Below are 16,139 nucleotides of genomic sequence, written 5' to 3'. Positions count from 1 at the left end.
CACTCACCGGGCACGCCCGATCTCAAGCCCCGCCGCCCGCCACCTCACCGAGGCGCCCGTCCCGTATCCGCAGCACGTCCGCGCAGCGTTCCGCCACCCCCATGTCATGCGTGGCCACCAAGAGCGTGCAGCCGGACTGAGCGGCCAACTCTCCTACGAGGTCCATGAGTTGCTCACCGGTCGCCGAGTCCAGGCTCCCGGTGGGTTCGTCGGCGAGCAGCAGCCGGGGCCGGGCGATCAGCGCCCGCGCCACCGCGACCCGCTGCTGCTGTCCGCCGGACAGCTGCGAGGGCAACGCCGACTCCCGTCCCTGAAGGCTGACCGCGGCGAGGAGTTCGCGGGCGCGCGCGTCCCGGTCGAAGCCGGCCTTGCGGGGCAGCACGGGAGCCAGCACGTTGTCCAGCGCGCTCAGGCCCGGCAGCAGATGGAACCGCTGGAACACGAACCCCACCGTGCGCCGGTACTCGGCGGCGCCCCGCCGCCCCAGCGCGGTGACGTCCTGGCCGTCCACCAACACCCGTCCCGCATCGGCCCGTTCGATGGCCCCGATGAGATGCAGCAGCGTGGACTTACCGGAGCCGGAGGCGCCGACGAGGGCGACGCTGTGTCCGGCCGGGATGTCCAGGCTGATGCCGTCGACGGCCGTGATCAGCCCGTCACCGGTGCCGAAGCTCTTGTGCAGGTCCTCCACCAGGACCGACGCACCGTCCCCCATAGGGTTCTCTCTCCCTCGCCGTATCTCTGTCCATCGCTCTTGGATCATTCCTCTTCGGCCAACGGTCCCGCCGGCGACCTGCGTACCGCGAGGCCGGCCGCGACGACGCTGCCCGCCACGGCCGCCAGCACTCCGGCCACCGCGACCACGCCCACCGCCACCGGCAGCCCGGCCGGAATCGAGCCGGTGAAGGCCACGGTCAGTGCGAGCCCCGTCGCGGCGCCGGGCACCGCGCCCGCCACGGCGATCACCGCGCCCTGCGCGACGACCAGTCGCATGACCTCGGTGTCGGCCCAGCCGCAGACCCGCAGCATGGCGAACTCCCCGTCGCGTTCACAGCTGTCGAGATAGAGGACATCGGCGAGGGCGAACACCCCCAGGGCCGCGGTGAGTACGGCCGCGGCCACGTCGACCCCGCGCACCTCGAGGGACATCGCCTCACCGAGGAGCGTGCCCTGGACCGCGCCCTGGAACGTCCACATGACCGCCGTGAGCAGGGAGACCGCGGCCACTCCCACCGCGAGCGCCAGCGCGCCCAGCGCCGAACGGGACGGCGTTCGCAGCGCCCCGCTCACCGCGAGCCCGGGCAGCGTGCGTCCGCGTCCGGCGCGCCGGGCCCGCCGCGGTCCGGCAACCGAGCCCCGCAGCGCCTGTGCGGGATACGGCCGCCCTGCCCGTATCGCCGGCAGCGCGCCGGCCAGCAGAGCCGTGGCCACCACCAGCGGTACCGCGAGCAGCGCGCGCCCCGCGGTGACGTCGAGGCCGAAGGCCCAGCCCAGCGGGAACGAGGCCCCGGCACCGGCGGCACCGGCAACGGCCGCGACCAGGGCGACTTCACCGAGGACAAGTCCCGCGAGGCGGGCGCCCGTCCAGCCGGTGCAGGCGAGGACGGCCAGTTCGCGCTGCCGGGTGCGTACGGAGGCGGCCACGGCGTTGCCGAGGAACAGCGCGCACACGCCGAGCACCAGGCCGAAGAGCAGCACGCTCTTGCGGTCGGCGGCCTCGACGAGTGCGACGGCGGTGCCCTTGGCGGTCCAGTTCTCCGTCAGCGCGAGCGCGGGCCGCCCGAACTTGCCCTCTCCCAGTGCCACTTGCTGCGGCGCCGGGGAGGAGCCCGCCGTGATGTCCACGTCGAGCCCGGTGCGGGTGGTGATCGCCTCGGCGACTGCGCGGATACGTTCCCGGGACGCCTTGTCCGTTCCGTGAACACCGACGACCCTGACCCGCACTGCGGAGATCGGGTCCTTCGCATGCGGGGAGTCGGGGCCGGTGACGGCCTCCACCGACTGGAGGGTGGTGAGCAGTTGCGGCGGGGTGGCGAGGTAGCCGCCCGGGTTGCTGTTTGGGGCGAGCGCCTGGCCGCCGAGTGCGGCGCGGCCGGCCTCGTCGGCGGCGCGGGCGGCGGGCGGCCGGTAGGTCTCCAGGGGCACTTCGGACAGTTTCGAGAAGCCTTTCAGGCGCTCGACGGCGTAGGTGCCGACCACGCTGAACTGCGGGAAGTGGTCCTGGCTCGCGTCGGTTCCGGGCAGCCTGGTCACCGGCCGGAACGCCGTGTCCTGAACGAACCACGCCGGCAGATCGCCGCCGTACGTCGACTGCCGCCACAGCTCACCGCTGTCCGAGGCGACGGGCGCGGGCCGCAGCACTCCCCCGCCGGCCGCATAGCGGGGGGCTCCGGCCTGGAGGACGACGAAGGGGTTGACGTCGATCGTGCCGTTCGCGACCGACCGCCGGAACACGGTGTCGGCGTCGGCGCGCGTGGTCGCCCCCGGGCTGACGGGCAGCCCGGCCAGCAGACCGCGCAGCTCCTTCCCGCCACGCCCGGAAAGCTTCGGAAGCGTCCCCGTGACGCTTGAGACCGACGTGGTCAACTGCTCGTCCAGATACGGCCGGTCCGTACTGATCAACGGGATGTCCTCGAACTGCGACCCGCCCTGCGCGTCCACGGCGGGCTTCTCAGCGTCCTTCAGATACCGGCCGGAGGCCATCGCCGCGTCCACCCCGACCAGCCGGGCCTCCTGCTCGGGATCGACGGCGGCGAGCAGCAGCGTCATCGACCAGTCGATGTCGACCACCGCGCGGCGGGAGGTCGTGCGGTTGTGCACGTCCGTCCCGCTGGTGAAGGTGCCGTCCGCATGCCGCCGCACGACGACGAGTTCGCTGCGCTGGGCGGGGTCGAGCTGGTCGTTGACCGCGCCACCGCCGTACGAGGAGACCGTACGCATGGCACACAGCGGCTCGAACTTCCCCCCGGGCAGCACTTCGAGCGGAGGCATCTCACCGTCGTCGCAGGGGCTGTCCCCCTGGCTCAGCGCGTCACCGACCTCGGTCAGCTGCCGTCCGCGGTACGTGTACAGACTCTTCCAACTCGGGTCCTTGGCCGTCGATGCGGCATCCGGCAGCACGACCGGATTGCTCGTGACGTAGACGTACGCCGAACCAGGGTCCCGGGCCTTGCTCAGCGACCGGTCCGTGGTCCAGGTGTTGCGCAGCCGCAGCAGCTGCCGGTCGGCCGCGGGGTCGAGCTGCCCGGTCACATCGACCTGGGCGTGCGTCCCGGCCTGCACATAGCCGAGCATCGCCACGGGAGCGGCGATCTCCACCCCTCGCAGCCCGGCGATCTCCCGCCACTGACCGGGAGTTATCCCACCGAACTGCCCGGACAGAAAGTTGGGCCGCACCTGCCCGGCGGACTCCTCGCGCCCGGTCCGCGCACCGGCGGGCCGCACGAGAATGTCGTACGCGGCACGGAAGTTGGCGTCGGCGGACGCCTTCACCGTCAGGCGTGAGGTCTCCACGGACCCGGTCAGGAGAGTGAACCCGGCCGTGGCCACCAGCACACCGACCAGCAACGTCAACGTCCGCACGGACTGCCTGCGCAGCTGACCGGTGATCATTCCCAACATGGCGCCTCCATCGGCGTCATGCTATGGAGCGGCCATACATGGGCGATACACGACGACGGCAGCGAGGGAGTGAGTCTGTCGCACGGCTCCTTCGAGGGCGAAGGGCTACGACCTCGTTCGCCAGGGGAAGTTCCCGTACCGCGTGCTCCGCATCGGCCGCCGCACGCGGGTCGTCACCACGTCCCTGCTTCGGGTGCTCGACAGCGGTGAGCCCGAGTACAACGGAGCCCGCGAAGGAGCCCTCAGTGGACGTTAAGTCCGTTTCTGGTAGCGGCCTCGCCCGGGTTGGGTGAGGAAGCCTTGGCGGGTGAGGCGTCCGAGGCGGCTTCGGGTGATGTTGACGGATGCCTCGTCGGTGGGCATGCCGAGGAGTTCGTGCAGCTCACGGGCTCGGAACTCTTGATCGGGATGCTGGTTGAAGGTGTTCACGATGGCCTGGTAGGCGGTGTTCGTCTCGGGCGGTGCGGGGCTGGCCTGAAGCCGGCGCGAGTTCGGCGATGACCTTCTGGGTGGTGACCAGGTTCGCGAGTCGCGTTTCGGTCTCGGTCAGGGCGGCGGTTAAGTGCTGGATCTGGTCGCGCAGTTCGTCGGCACGGGCTGCGGTCTTGTCGTGCTGGGCCTGGATGCCGGCCAGGAGTTCGATGACGTTCACGCGGCCAGTCCGAGGGTGTCGCGCCAGGCTGGACTCGGTGTGGTGAGGCGGCGGGTCATGTTCGCGATCGAGGCCCAGTAGACGCGCGAGGCGGACGTGTCGGGCCGGTGATCGTACTCGCGGGCCAGTCGGCGGTGCAGCATCAGCGTGCCGTTGACCTGTTCCACGATCCACCTCTTCGGTTGCGGGACGAAGCCTTTGCCCTGGTCAGCCGGGTTGCGGCGGACGACTTCGACGTCGATGTCCAGCAGGGCACCGTGGATGAGGACCTCGTCCTTGAAGCCCTGGTCCACCAGAGCCTTCTCCAGACGCATCCCGCACCGCTCGGCGGCCTGGTCGAGCAGGGCGGTGCCGGCGGCGTTGTCGTGGGCGGATGCGGCGAGCACGACGACCCCGATGATCAGCCCCAGCACGTCGACGGCCAGTCCCCGCTTGCGGCCCGACACCTTCTTGTTGGCGTCCAGTCCCGTCGTGGTCTTCGGGACACCAGCGGCCGCGCGCACGGACTGGGTGTCGATGATCACGAGGGACGGGTCCTCTAATCGCCGGGCTCTCTCCCGTACCTGGCAGCGCAGGAGTTCCTGGATCCGCTGGTCAAGGCCGTGCTGATGCCACAGCGTGAAGTAGTAGAACACCGCCGACCAGGCCGGCAGGTCATGGGGCAGGTAGCGCCACTGACAGCCCGTCCGGTTCTGGTAGAAGATCGCGTTCACGACCTCTCGGAGGTCACAGGACCCAGGGTCCCCGGTCGCCGACCGCGCTACCCGGTCCTGTTTCCAGGCCGTGATCATCGGCTCGATCAACGCCCACTGCTCGTCCGATAAGTCGCTGAGGTACGGCTCTCTCTTCATGTCCCGAATCTCAACATGGACATGCCCAGCAGGCGGTCTGCGCGTCGATCGGTACCACGATCAAGTGATCACAAACCGAGAAAGATCGGACTCAACGTCCACTGAGGCGCCAACCGCATCGTGCACGCCGGCGCAGACGACTTCACGACGAAGCCTCACCGGAGCGCTCCGGTGAGGCTTCGTCGCACGGCTCCGGGCAGACGCCCACCAAAGATGCCCGGCGGATCGGCTTCGCGCGCCCAGCGGTCGGCGTCGCCGGGCAACCCCAGTCGGCGGGCGAGCCTGGCGGCCCGGTCGAGGGCGACCTGACACATGGCGGCGGAGTAGGTGAAGGGCCTGCCGGAGGTGCGGACCTCCCAGATCCCGTGGTCGGGACTGCGCCAGGCATGCGCGGCCCGCTCGGCGAGGCCGGCCAACCAGTCCCACAGCGTCTCGTCGAACGTTCCTCCGGTGGCTGCCCGCTGGAAGGCACAGTCAAGGATCTCCCCGTAGACGTCGTGCTGGGTCTGCTCGCCCGCGGCATTGCCCCACCGAACCGGTGCGGACCGTCGATACCCTTCGAGTCCGTCGTCCTCCACCTCCGGCGGCGGGACTTCGCCGTCGACGTCGTACAGCACCCGCGGCTGATGGTTGTGCCGAGCGGCCTCAAGGGCCCATTGCAGAAAGTCCCCGGCCTCCGACGGCAGTCCGATGCGGCGGAGTGCGAAGACGGTGTACGCGGCGTCGCGGATCCAGGCGTAGCGGTAGTCCCAGTTGCGTGTCCCCCCGATGTGCTCGGGGAGTGACGACGTGGGAGCCGCGATGATCGCCCCGTTCTCGAAGTGGTCCAGCAGTTTCAGGGTCAGGGCCGACCGGCGCACCAGGTCGGACTGCGGTACGTCGTCGACCACGAAGGAGGCCCAGCGTTTCCAGGCACGCACCGTGCTCTCAAGGCCGGCCTCTGCAGACGGGCAAGGGCTGGGCGATCCCTCCCAGCGCAACCGCAAAGACAGCTTCTGCCCGGCCTGGAGCCTCAAGACGCCGTCGGATGGCGTCACGGGGCGTGAGGACCACAAGCTCAGGGTGATGCCCTGCCTCGCGCAGTGGAACATCCAGTCATCTCCCCGGCGGCGGATGCGGGCGCCGCCGCGTGGCTCCAGACGCACACGAAGAGTGACCTCGCCCTCGATAACCCGGACCTGGCGTATCAGCTCCCCCGCCGCTGCCGGAGCGTCTTCCTCCAGGCGTGTACCAGGACGCAGGAGAAAGGCGTCCGTGACCTCAAGAACGCCGGTGTCCGTGCGAAGCTCCGTGATCAGAACGGCCGTGTCGTCCACGTAGCGCTGGCGGCTCGCCCGCACGCCGTCCGGCGAGAGCCGGAAGCCACCGCCATGACGCCGGTCGAGCAAGGAGCAGAACACCGGGTCCTGGTCGAAGCGCGGAACACACATGAAGCTGATCTCCGCGTCCCGGCCGACCAGGGCGCAGCCGCGGCCGTCACCGATCAGACCATGATCTTCGATCGGCAGGTACCCCTCTCGGCGTTTCAGTGGCTGCCAGAGCTGCACGAGCAAGCGAGTACCCACAACCGGCCCGGTTGATCAGTCCCTGCCCGGCTCGCGGGACTTCCGCCCCGAGGAGCTCGCTCCGGCGCAGCGCTTCGTAGCGTACGGCGGTCGAGAAGCGCCAAGAGTCAGCGGTAGCGGAGCAGCAGCATGGCCGCGTCGTCGTGCAGCGGACCGCTGACGTGCTGGAGCAGGTCCTGGCGCAGCATCTCCAGCGCTGTCTCCGGGTCGCGTTCCTTGAGCAGGTGAGCACGGTCGGCGAGAGGATAGAAGAGGCCCGCGGCGTCGCGTGCTTCGGTGACTCCGTCGGTGTAGAGCAGGAGCTGATCGCCGGGAAGGAAGCTCACGCGGAACGGCTCCGGAGGCTCCGTATCGTGAGCGCCCAGGCCGAGCGGGAGCGCGTAGGAGGGTGGCTCGGGCCAGGTGACAGTGCCGTCGGCACGGATCACCAGGGGCGCCGGGTGGCCGAAGTTGAGGAAGGTGACTTCTTCCGCCTGCACTTCGGCGAGGATGGCGGTGACGAACTTCTCCCCTTCCAACTGCCGCTCGACGGCCCGCTCCAGCCTGCATCCCACGGCTGCCAGGTCCGCTTCCTCGGGAGCCGCTTCGCGGAAGGCGCCAAGGACCACGGCCGCGGTCTCCACCGCGTCCAGTCCCTTGCCCTGGACGTCGCCCACGATCACCCGTACACCATTCGGTGAGGTGACCACTTCGTAGAGGTCGCCGCCGATACGGGCCTCGGCCACGGCAGACATGTAGGAGACGGCCGCACGCACCCGCCCGGCGAGCCGGGGAACGGGCTTGAGCAGCACCCGCTGAGCGGCCTCGGCGATGGAGCGCACGCTGGCCAGCTCCGCCTCGCGTTCCTGACGCATGGACACGGCCACGAGGCCCGCTGCGGTGACACCGAGGACCGAGGCGATGCTCATGAAACCGCGTCCAGCGGTGAGCAGGTCGTTGTACCAGCCGAGCCCGATGCACAGCAGCAGTGCGATTCCACCGACGCACGCGGTGCGCTGCCGGCTGCCGGTGAGCGGGGCGAAGGCAGGCCCCAGCGACACCAACGGCAGGAAGCCCACCGCAGGGCCGGCGGCGATGTCGGCCACAGTGACCGCGGCCATCATGACGAAGGGCAGCACCGACAGCACGGTGAGACGGCGATTCTCGGCCTCCATACCGTCCTCCCCTCCCCCTCGACCGGCCAGGCCCCGGACCGGGGCAGCACGGCCCCGGACCGGACGAACAAGATCCATGGTGGCAGACCCGCCCCTCCCCTTCCCAGGAGGCGGACGCAACCCACCACGCGCAGCCCGGCGTTACCCGGCTGTCGAGCCCCGTCAGACCATACGGTGTTCTCACCGACCGGACCGTACGCGGAGAGGGGAACACAGCGGAGCACCGAAGGGGAAGGCGGCCGACACCTCATCAACAGTGCTCCTCGGCACCAGCAGCGGGCATGTCCGCGCAATGCTCCAGGACGGCTGTCTGGGCATCGAGGCGATGATCCGCGAGACGGTGTACCTGGTGAAGGGCCGCGACCACGAGGGCGAACCGCCCCTCTCCGAGGCGCAGGCCGACGAGATCGTCGAGCGGCTGTGGCTGGAGCTGCTGGACGAGCGCGCGGGCTTCCCCACAGCCCGGCTTGCGGACCTGTGCTCCGTTCGGCAGCCGAGGGAGAGTTCGCCGTGAGGGCCCCGCTGACCGGGTGCCCGGGGCGACCGCGGTGGTGATCGTTCCGTCGCGACGGAACGACAGCAGCGCGTGCCCCGGGGCACGCAGCGCACCCGGAGGAAGCCGGGGGGCGCTTGGCCCGGAGCTTCCTGGCTCCCCTGCGGACCTCGCCGGCATCCGCCCAGAGGCGTCACCGGCGGACGTCTGGAGCAGCCTGGGTTCGGGTACCCGTATCGGCCCTGGGACCGATGCCCGCCGGGAGCAGCAATGACCAGTGCCCTGAAGCCACCGGAGCGCCCCATCATCGCCGGTATCGACAGAGGGCCCGGCCATGAGGATCTCGTACGGTTCGCAGCCCGCGAAGCGGCACTGCGCAGACGCCCCCTGCACATCGCGCACGCCTTCGAGCTGCCGCTGCCCGGAGGTTCCCTATCCGACGAGGAGGAAAGCCGTTCCGCGGCCAAGGCGAGTGGTCAGCTGGTGGAGCATTACGAGCGACTGGCCCGCGAGGAGGTTCCCGGCCTCTGCGTCGGCGGCGAGCTGATCACGGGGCACGCGGCCGCCGGGCTGATCGAGCGCTCCGCGGATGCGGAGCTGATCGTGATCGGCCATCGGGGCAGTGGCGGGTTCCCCCGGCTGCCGCTCGGATCGGTGAGCTGGCAGGTGGCCACGCACGCCGAGTGCCCCGTCGTTGTCGTGCGTCCCTCAGAGACGGCGGAGCGGCCGGACAATCGTGTCGTGGTCGGCGTCGACACCGACGACGCCTCGCTGCAGGCCCTCGACGTGGCGTATCTGGAAGCCGATCTGCGCGGTGCTCGCCTCGACGTGGTGCACTGCGCCTTCGACGTCGCCACGTCTCCCACCGGGGCCGTCACGACGGTCCCCGTGGACCCCGCATTGGTGAGAAGCGGCCAGCGGGAGTTCTTCGACACCGAACTCAGAAGGCGGCGTGACCGCCACCCCGACGTAGAGGTGAACCTGCGCATCGACCACGCCTCCCCCGGACGGCTGCTCGTCGAAGCCTCCGCCGGTGCCTGCCTGCTGGTGGTCGGCTCCCATCGGCGCACCGGGGTGCGCAGATTCCTGCTCGGGTCGGTCAGTGCCGAAGTGCTGCACACCGCGTACTGCCCAGTCGCAGTAGTACCTGTTCAACGCGGCGACTGATGTCCAGTACGGCTCCGTCGCCAGGGTCGGGCCGGGAAGCCACGCCCGGGGCCGACTGCGACGGCACGGCCACCCGCCGAACCTGCCCGTGCCACCGATGCGATCGACGCGGCCCGCATGCTGGCGGAACAACCGATGCCCACCCTGCTCGTCCTCGGCGCCGAGCCGGCGGAGGCCCGGTTGACCGCGAGGCCGGGCAGATGGACGATCGTCTGCTGTGGCCCGTTCATGACGGGCTGACCGGGAGCCGGCGACCAGCCAGGCCACGTCTGCGTGCGGACAGCCCCTCCGCGATTGCGCGGAGCGCCGCCGCCGCGGGAGCCTCGGGGGCGCTCAGCACCAACGGCGTGCCGGCGTCGCCCGCCTCGCCCAGGAGGGGGTCCATCGGCACCTGACCCAGCAGGGGGACTTCCGTGCCCAGCGCGAGGGACAGCGAGTCGGCGACCGTCCGGCCGCCGCCGGCGCCGAAGAGCCGCGTCGTCGAACCGTCCGGCAGCCGCAGCCAGGACATGTTCTCCACCACCCCGGCCACCCGCTGACCGGTCTGCAGGCCGATGGCGCCGGCCCGCTCGGCCACCTCGGCCGCGGCCGCCTGCGGTGTGGTCACCACGAGGATCTCGGAGTGCGGGAGCAACTGGGCGAGGGAGATGGGGATGTCGCCGGTGCCGGGCGGCAGGTCGAGCAGCAGCACGTCGAGATCCCCCCAGTACACCTCACCGAGGAACTGCTGCAGCGCGCGGTGCAGCAGCGGGCCGCGCCACATCACCGGCGCGTTGCCCGAGGTGAACATCCCTACGGAGATCACCTTCACACCGTTCGCCCGGGGCGGCATGATCATTTTTTCGACGCGGGTGGGGCCCGCCGTCACTCCCAGCATCCGCGGAACCGAGTGGCCGTGGATGTCGGCGTCCAGCACGCCGACCGACAGCCCGCGGGAGGCCATCGCGGCCGCCAGGTTGACCGTGACACTCGATTTCCCGACCCCACCCTTGCCGGACGCGACGCAGTACACCCGGGTCAGGGAGCCGGGCCGGGCGAAGGGGATCTCCGGCTGGTCCGAATCGCCCCGCAGGCTCCTGCGCAGTTCGGTGCGTTGCTCGTCACTCATCACGTCCAGCTCGATCCGCACCTCGCGCACGCCGGGCAGCGCGGACACGGCGGCGGTGGCGTCCGCGGTGATCTTCTCGCGCAGCGGGCAGCCGGAGACGGTCAGATAGATGCCGACCAGCACCGTGCCGTCGGCGCCCACCGTGATCTCCTTGACCATCCCGAGGTCGGTGATGGGCCGCTGGATCTCCGGGTCGAGGACCGCGGACAGCGCCTTGCGGACCGTGTCCGTGGCCGGGGCGGCGTGCTCGTGGGTCTGTGCGGTTGTCACAGGCGGGGCTCCGAATCCGAGGGGCACTGGGTGTGCGGGCGGGCGAAGAGGCGGCGTCAGCCGGCGACGGTCCAGGTGTCCTTGCCGGCGAGCAGGGACTGGAGGTCGGCGGGTGTGGTGCTCCTGGCCTGGTCGATCTGGGCGCGGACCTGGTCGTCGTAGACCGGGCGGCTGACGGAGCGGAAGACGCCGGTGACCGTGTGGGCGAGATCCTGGGAGCACAGCCGCGACAGGGCGAAGGCGTAGGAGGGGTCCTCCAGGGTGGCGTCGTGCACCACCAGCGCCTCCTCCCCCACTTCGGAGACCTTCGCCGTCTCCAGCCCTCCGGAGCCGGTACGGACGACGCCGAACTCCCCTTCGGCGCCGAAGCGCAGCGGCTTGCCGTGGAGCAGTGGGACGATCCGCCGCTCCCGCTCTCCGGGCCTCCGCAGGACCTCGAAGGCGCCGTCGTTGAAGATCGGGCAGTTCTGGTAGATCTCCACGAGCGCGGTGCCCCGGTGTTCGGCGGCCGCGGTGAGCACGCCGGTCAGCCCGGCGCGGTCCGAGTCGAGGACGCGGGCCACGAAGGTGGCACCGGCGCCCAGGGCCAGCGAGACCGGGTCGAAGGGGGCGTCGACCGAGCCCATGGGGGTGGATTTGGTGACCTTGCCGGGCTCCGAGGTCGGCGAGTACTGGCCCTTGGTGAGCCCGTAGATGCGGTTGTTGAACAGCAGGATCTTGAGGTTCACGTTGCGTCGCAGCGTGTGGATCAGGTGATTGCCGCCGATCGACAGAGCGTCCCCGTCGCCGGTGACCACCCACACCGACAGATCGGGACGCGCGACGGCCAGACCGGTGGCGATGGCTGGGGCGCGGCCGTGGATGGAGTGCATCCCGTAGGTGTTCATGTAGTACGGGAAGCGGGAGGAGCAGCCGATGCCGGAGATGAACACGGTGTTCTCCCGCTTCAGCCCCAGCCGGGGCATGAAGCCCTGCACAGCGGCCAGGACCGCGTAGTCACCGCAGCCGGGGCACCAGCGCACCTCCTGGTCGGACTTGAAGTCCTTCGGCGACAGCTTCGTCTCGGACTCGGGCACCAGTGCCTGCCCGCCGAGGCCCGGCAGGCCGAGGTCGATGGTGGTCATGTCCGGACTCCTTCGATCACATCGGTGAACACGCCCTGGAGTTCTTCCGCGCCGAACGGAAGACCGGCGACCTTCGTGTACGAGACGGCGTCGACCAGGTACTTCGCGCGCAGCAGCAGTGCGAGCTGGCCGAGGTTCAACTCCGGGACGACGACGCGCTCGTAGCGGGAGAGCACCTCGCCGAGGTTGGCGGGCAGGGGGTTGAGGTGCCGCAGATGCAGGTGTGCGATGGGGTGCCCGGCCCGGCGGACGCGGCGTGCGGCGGCGCCGATCGGCCCGTACGACGAGCCCCAGCCCACCACCAGGACCTCGGCCCGGCCGGACGGGTCGTCCGGCACCGCGTCGGGCACGGTGATCCCGTCGATCTTGGCCTGCCGCAGTCGCACCATGCGGTCGTGGTTGTCCGCGTCGTACGAGATGTCGCCCGTACCGTCGGCCTTCTCCAGGCCGCCGATGCGGTGTTCGAGTCCGGGAGTGCCGGGCACCGCCCAGGGCCGGGCGAGGGTGTGCGGGTCGCGCAGATAGCCCCAGAAACCGCCGGATCCGTCGGGGGCGTTGGGCTCGGTGGTGAATTCGACGCTCAGGTCGGGCAGTTGCGCGGCGTCCGGGACGAGCCAGGGCTCGGAGCCGTTGGCGATATGGCCGTCGGACAGCAGCAGCACCGGGGTCCGGTAGGTGAGGGCGATCCGGGCCGCGTCGAGCATCGTGTCGAAGCAGTCCGCCGGGGTGGCCGGCGCGAGTACCGGCACCGGGGATTCGCCGTTGCGGCCGAACATCGCCTGCAGCAGGTCCGCCTGCTCCGTCTTGGTGGGCAGGCCGGTGGACGGCCCGCCGCGCTGTACGTCGATCACCAGCAGCGGCAGTTCGGTCATCACGGCCAGGCCGATGGTCTCGCTCTTGAGGGCGAGACCGGGGCCGGAGGTGGTGGTCACGCCCAGGGCCCCGCCGTACGAGGCTCCCAGCGCAGCGCCGACGGCGGCGATCTCGTCCTCCGCCTGCACCGTGGTCACGCCGAAGTTCTTGTGCCGGGACAGCTCGTGCAGGATGTCGCTGGCCGGGGTGATCGGGTAGCTGCCGAGGAGCACCGGCAACCCGGATCTGGCCCCGGCCGCGACGATTCCGTACGCCAGGGCGGTGTTGCCGGTGATCTGCCGGTACGTGCCCGGAGTCAGCGCTGTCGCGGGGGCGACCTCGAACGTCACGGCGAACGACTCGGTGGTCTCGCCGTAGTTCCAGCCGGCCCGGAAGGCGAGGATGTTCGCCTCGGCGATCTCGGGCCTGCGCGCGAACTTCTGCCGCAGGAACCGCTCGGTCCCGGCGGTCGGACGGTGGTACATCCAGGACAGCAGGCCCAGGGCGAACATGTTCTTCGCCCGCTCCGCGTCCTTCTTGCTCAGACCGGAGTCCGCCAGTGCGCCCCGGGTCAGCGTGGCCATGGTGACCTGGTGGACCTGGAAGGAGGTGAGAGTGCCGTCCTCCAACGGGTCGGAGCGGTAGCCGGCCCTGGCCAGGTTGCGGGGGGTGAACTCGTCGGTGTTCACGATCACCGTGCCGCCCGGAGGCAGGTCGGCGAGGTTCGCCTTCAGCGCGGCCGGGTTCATGGCCACGAGCACATCGGGCCGGTCCCCGGCGGTGAGGATGTCGTAGTCGGCGAAGTGCACCTGGAAGGAGGAGACTCCCGCGATGCTGCCCTGGGGGGCGCGGATCTCGGCGGGGAAGTTCGGCAGCGTGGCCAGGTCGTTCCCGAAGGCCGCGGCCGCCGAGGTGAACCGGTCGCCGGTGAGCTGCATGCCGTCTCCGGAGTCACCGGCGAACCGGATGACCACCCGCTCGAGCTGTTCGGTCCGCTCGGTCTGTCCGATCTGTCCGGTCTGTCTGGTCTGTCCGGTCCGCACGGTGCCCGCAGGGCCGGCGTCGGTGCCGCTCATGGCGCTACGTAACTCTGGACGAAGGGTGTGTCGACACCGATGGGACCGAGGTCCGCGGCACCGCCGGGCGAGCCCAGCGGCTCGGCACGCCCGGGCAGCGGTTCGGAGAAGAAGCGCGCGTTCTCCGTGACGAACGGCGCGTCCTCGGGTGCGAGTTCCTCTACCGTGGCGATGGCCTCGACCGGACAGACCGGTTCGCAGGCGCTGCAGTCGATGCACTCGTCGGGGTTGATGTAGGCCATGCGTTCCCCGACGTAGATGCAGTCCACCGGGCACTCGTCGACACAGGCGCGGTCCATGACGTCGACGCACGCGGCCCCGATGACAAAAGTCATGATGAGGTGACTCCTTTGGTGTGGGGTCGAACGACCCGCAGTGGTTCGGCTCGGTCGGCCTCTGGCGGTGCGGAAGACCTGGCGCTGAGGTGCAAAAGACCTGCGCGGTTACGGTCGACAGGTACTTCAGGCGCCTTCGGGGGAAAGCTCGGCGGGCGGAGCGTCCCCGAGCGAGGCGAGGATCTCGTAGCGGCGACGGGCGAATTCGGGCTCGAACTGGGCCCCCGGGCGCCGCGGCCCCGGGATGTCGACGATCTCGCGTACGACGGCGGGGCGGGGGCTGAGCAGGACGACCCGGTCGCCCAGCAGCAGGGCCTCGTCCACGTCATGGGTGACGAAGAGGATCGTGGTCCCGTACTGCCGCCAGACCGAGATCAGCAGTTGCTGCATCTCCGAGCGGGTCTGGGCGTCCAGTGCGCCGAACGGCTCGTCCATCAGCATCACCCGGGGGCGGGTGGCCAGCGTCCGGGCGAGCTGCACACGTTGCCGCATGCCGCCCGACAACTGGCCCGGTAGATGGTCGAAGAAGCCCTCGAGACCGACCTGGGCCAGGAGTTCCTCGGCTTCCGGGCGCCTTTGCCGCCGGGGCACGCCACGCAGTTTCAGGGCGTACTCGACATTGCGCGCCGCCGAACGCCAGGGCAGCAGGGCGTCCTCCTGGAAGACCATCGCACAGGCCGTGTCGGCCCCGCCCGCCGGTTTCCCGTCGACCTCCGCGCGCCCGGCGGTGGGTGTGAGCAGCCCCGCGAGGGCCCGCAGAATGGTCGACTTCCCGCACCCGGACGGCCCGAGCAGGACGACGATCTCACCGGGCCGCACATCGAGGTCGACCTCGGCGGTCGGCATGTCGCCGAAGGCGAGCTTCAGTCCTTCCAGCCGGACCCTCGCTCCCGCGCTCATCGGGCGTTCCTCGGCAGCCAGCGGTTGATGCGCGACCCGAGCCGCTCCACCAGCCAGGCCGTGCCCCAGCCCAGGATGCCGATCGACAGCATTCCGACGATCACGCCGGAGTAGTCGAGCAGGCCATAGGACTGCCAGGTGTAGTAACCGATGCCGAACTGGCCGGAGATCATCTCGGCGCTGATGACGCAGATCCAGGCCACCCCCACCGAGACGGACAGCCCCGAGAAGATGCCGGGCATCGCTCCCGGAAGCACTACGTGCGCCAGCACGGACAGCCGGCGGGCGCCCATCGTCCGGGCGGCTTCCTCCCACACCTTGGGCAGGGTCCTCATCGCGTGGATGGTGCTGACCACCACCGGGAAGAACGCGGCGAAGAAGGTGATGAAGACGATGCCCTGCTCGCCGGTCGGGAACATGAGGATCGCCAGCGGGACCAGGGCGATCGCCGGGATCGGCCGGGCCACCTCGATGAGCGGCCGGACCAGCGCCTGGACGACCCGGGAGCGCCCGATCGCCATGCCGATGGCCACCCCGCTCACCGCGGCGAGCCCGAAGCCGAGCAGGATGCGGCGCAGACTGGCCAGCAGGTCCTGGTAGTAGCTGCCGGACGCCAGTTGCCCCCTGAGCGTGTGGAACACCTCGACCGGGCCGGGCACCTTGTCGAAGCGCAGCCACAGGACGACGTTGTTGGCCGTGAGCAGGTACCAGATCAGCAGCGCCGCGGCCAGCGGCAGCGCCGCCCGCGCTCCGGCGGCCAGTCGGCGCGGCCACGCTCCGAGCACCGTGAGCGGGCGCAGGCCGGCCCGCAGACAAGGTCGTGATCGCCGAGTGACGGCGATCGGATCACCGGTCGGTTTCAGGGACTGCTGGGAGACGGGAGTCGTTGTCATGCGTCCTCTTTCCTGCGATACCTGCGATACCTACTCAGCTCTGCGATGGGTGGTGCCGAAGCGCGGCTCCTGTGACCG

Annotated in this window: 14 protein-coding genes; 2 read left to right on the top strand and 12 right to left on the bottom strand. The window is 70.4% G+C overall.

All coding sequences use genetic code 11. The features are described from left to right. Positions 1–22: 22 nt before the first annotated feature. The 6 genes from ACFY9S_RS19705 to ACFY9S_RS19680 all read right to left on the bottom strand — a co-directional run bounded on the left by ACFY9S_RS19705 (position 23) and on the right by ACFY9S_RS19680 (position 7,843). Entirely contained in the window at positions 23–715 is a 693-nt protein-coding gene (locus ACFY9S_RS19705) for an ATP-binding cassette domain-containing protein (RefSeq protein WP_391130035.1), read from the bottom strand. A 44-nt stretch (positions 716–759) separates the two neighbouring features. Beyond that, positions 760–3,621, bottom strand: a complete 2,862-nt coding sequence (locus ACFY9S_RS19700) for an FtsX-like permease family protein (RefSeq protein ID WP_391130032.1) — start codon at positions 3,619–3,621, stop codon at positions 760–762. A 382-nt stretch (positions 3,622–4,003) separates the two neighbouring features. Continuing rightward, on the bottom strand, positions 4,004–4,273 hold the full coding sequence (locus ACFY9S_RS19695; protein WP_391130029.1) for a hypothetical protein: 270 nt from the start codon (positions 4,271–4,273) through the stop codon (positions 4,004–4,006). Further along, positions 4,270–5,124: an IS5 family transposase gene (locus ACFY9S_RS19690; RefSeq protein ID WP_391130025.1), complete on the bottom strand. Its 855-nt coding sequence runs from the start codon at positions 5,122–5,124 to the stop codon at positions 4,270–4,272. Before ACFY9S_RS19690 ends, ACFY9S_RS19695 begins: the two co-directional genes overlap by 4 nt. 155 nt (positions 5,125–5,279) lie before the next feature. Beyond that, complete coding sequence (locus ACFY9S_RS19685; protein WP_391130022.1) at positions 5,280–6,671, bottom strand: glycoside hydrolase family 15 protein; 1,392 nt, start codon at positions 6,669–6,671, stop codon at positions 5,280–5,282. Between the two features lie 125 nt (positions 6,672–6,796). Beyond that, the gene (locus tag ACFY9S_RS19680) at positions 6,797–7,843 is read right to left on the bottom strand and encodes a SpoIIE family protein phosphatase (protein WP_391130019.1); all 1,047 of its coding nucleotides are present in this window, start codon (positions 7,841–7,843) and stop codon (positions 6,797–6,799) included. Between the two features lie 256 nt (positions 7,844–8,099). On the opposite strand from ACFY9S_RS19680, the gene ACFY9S_RS19675 reads away from it, so the two are divergent. Then, positions 8,100–8,357, top strand: a complete 258-nt coding sequence (locus tag ACFY9S_RS19675) for a hypothetical protein (RefSeq protein WP_391130016.1) — start codon at positions 8,100–8,102, stop codon at positions 8,355–8,357. Positions 8,358–8,606: 249 nt separating this feature from the next. Next, complete coding sequence (locus ACFY9S_RS19670; RefSeq protein ID WP_391130013.1) at positions 8,607–9,503, top strand: universal stress protein; 897 nt, start codon at positions 8,607–8,609, stop codon at positions 9,501–9,503. A 226-nt stretch (positions 9,504–9,729) separates the two neighbouring features. On the opposite strand, the gene ACFY9S_RS19665 is transcribed toward ACFY9S_RS19670, so the two are convergent. The 6 genes from ACFY9S_RS19665 to ACFY9S_RS19640 all read right to left on the bottom strand — a co-directional run bounded on the left by ACFY9S_RS19665 (position 9,730) and on the right by ACFY9S_RS19640 (position 16,061). Beyond that, positions 9,730–10,881 carry a P-loop NTPase gene (locus ACFY9S_RS19665; RefSeq protein WP_391130010.1) on the bottom strand — a complete coding sequence of 384 codons (1,152 nt, stop codon included), beginning with the start codon at positions 10,879–10,881 and terminating at the stop codon, positions 9,730–9,732. Positions 10,882–10,937: 56 nt separating this feature from the next. Continuing rightward, a complete protein-coding gene (locus ACFY9S_RS19660) occupies positions 10,938–12,005 on the bottom strand; it encodes a thiamine pyrophosphate-dependent enzyme (RefSeq protein WP_391130007.1) in 1,068 nt (355 codons plus the stop codon). Further along, positions 12,002–13,933 carry a 2-oxoacid:acceptor oxidoreductase subunit alpha gene (locus ACFY9S_RS19655; RefSeq protein WP_391130004.1) on the bottom strand — a complete coding sequence of 644 codons (1,932 nt, stop codon included), beginning with the start codon at positions 13,931–13,933 and terminating at the stop codon, positions 12,002–12,004. The genes ACFY9S_RS19660 and ACFY9S_RS19655 overlap by 4 nt, the downstream gene beginning before the upstream one ends. Further along, positions 13,930–14,268 carry a ferredoxin gene (gene fdxA, locus ACFY9S_RS19650; protein ID WP_053748152.1) on the bottom strand — a complete coding sequence of 113 codons (339 nt, stop codon included), beginning with the start codon at positions 14,266–14,268 and terminating at the stop codon, positions 13,930–13,932. The genes ACFY9S_RS19655 and fdxA overlap by 4 nt, the downstream gene beginning before the upstream one ends. A 126-nt stretch (positions 14,269–14,394) precedes the next feature. Continuing rightward, positions 14,395–15,168 carry an ATP-binding cassette domain-containing protein gene (locus ACFY9S_RS19645; protein ID WP_391130000.1) on the bottom strand — a complete coding sequence of 258 codons (774 nt, stop codon included), beginning with the start codon at positions 15,166–15,168 and terminating at the stop codon, positions 14,395–14,397. After that, positions 15,165–16,061, bottom strand: coding sequence for an ABC transporter permease subunit (locus tag ACFY9S_RS19640; RefSeq protein WP_391129997.1), 897 nt, complete (start codon positions 16,059–16,061; stop codon positions 15,165–15,167). Before ACFY9S_RS19640 ends, ACFY9S_RS19645 begins: the two co-directional genes overlap by 4 nt. Positions 16,062–16,139: the final 78 nt, after the last annotated feature.

The organism is Streptomyces sp. NPDC012474 (genome assembly GCF_042955185.1).
Classification (GTDB): Bacteria; Actinomycetota; Actinomycetes; order Streptomycetales; family Streptomycetaceae; genus Streptomyces; species Streptomyces cahuitamycinicus.
Note: the sequence above shows the minus strand (reverse complement) of the source record. Positions and strands in the feature narration are given on the sequence as shown.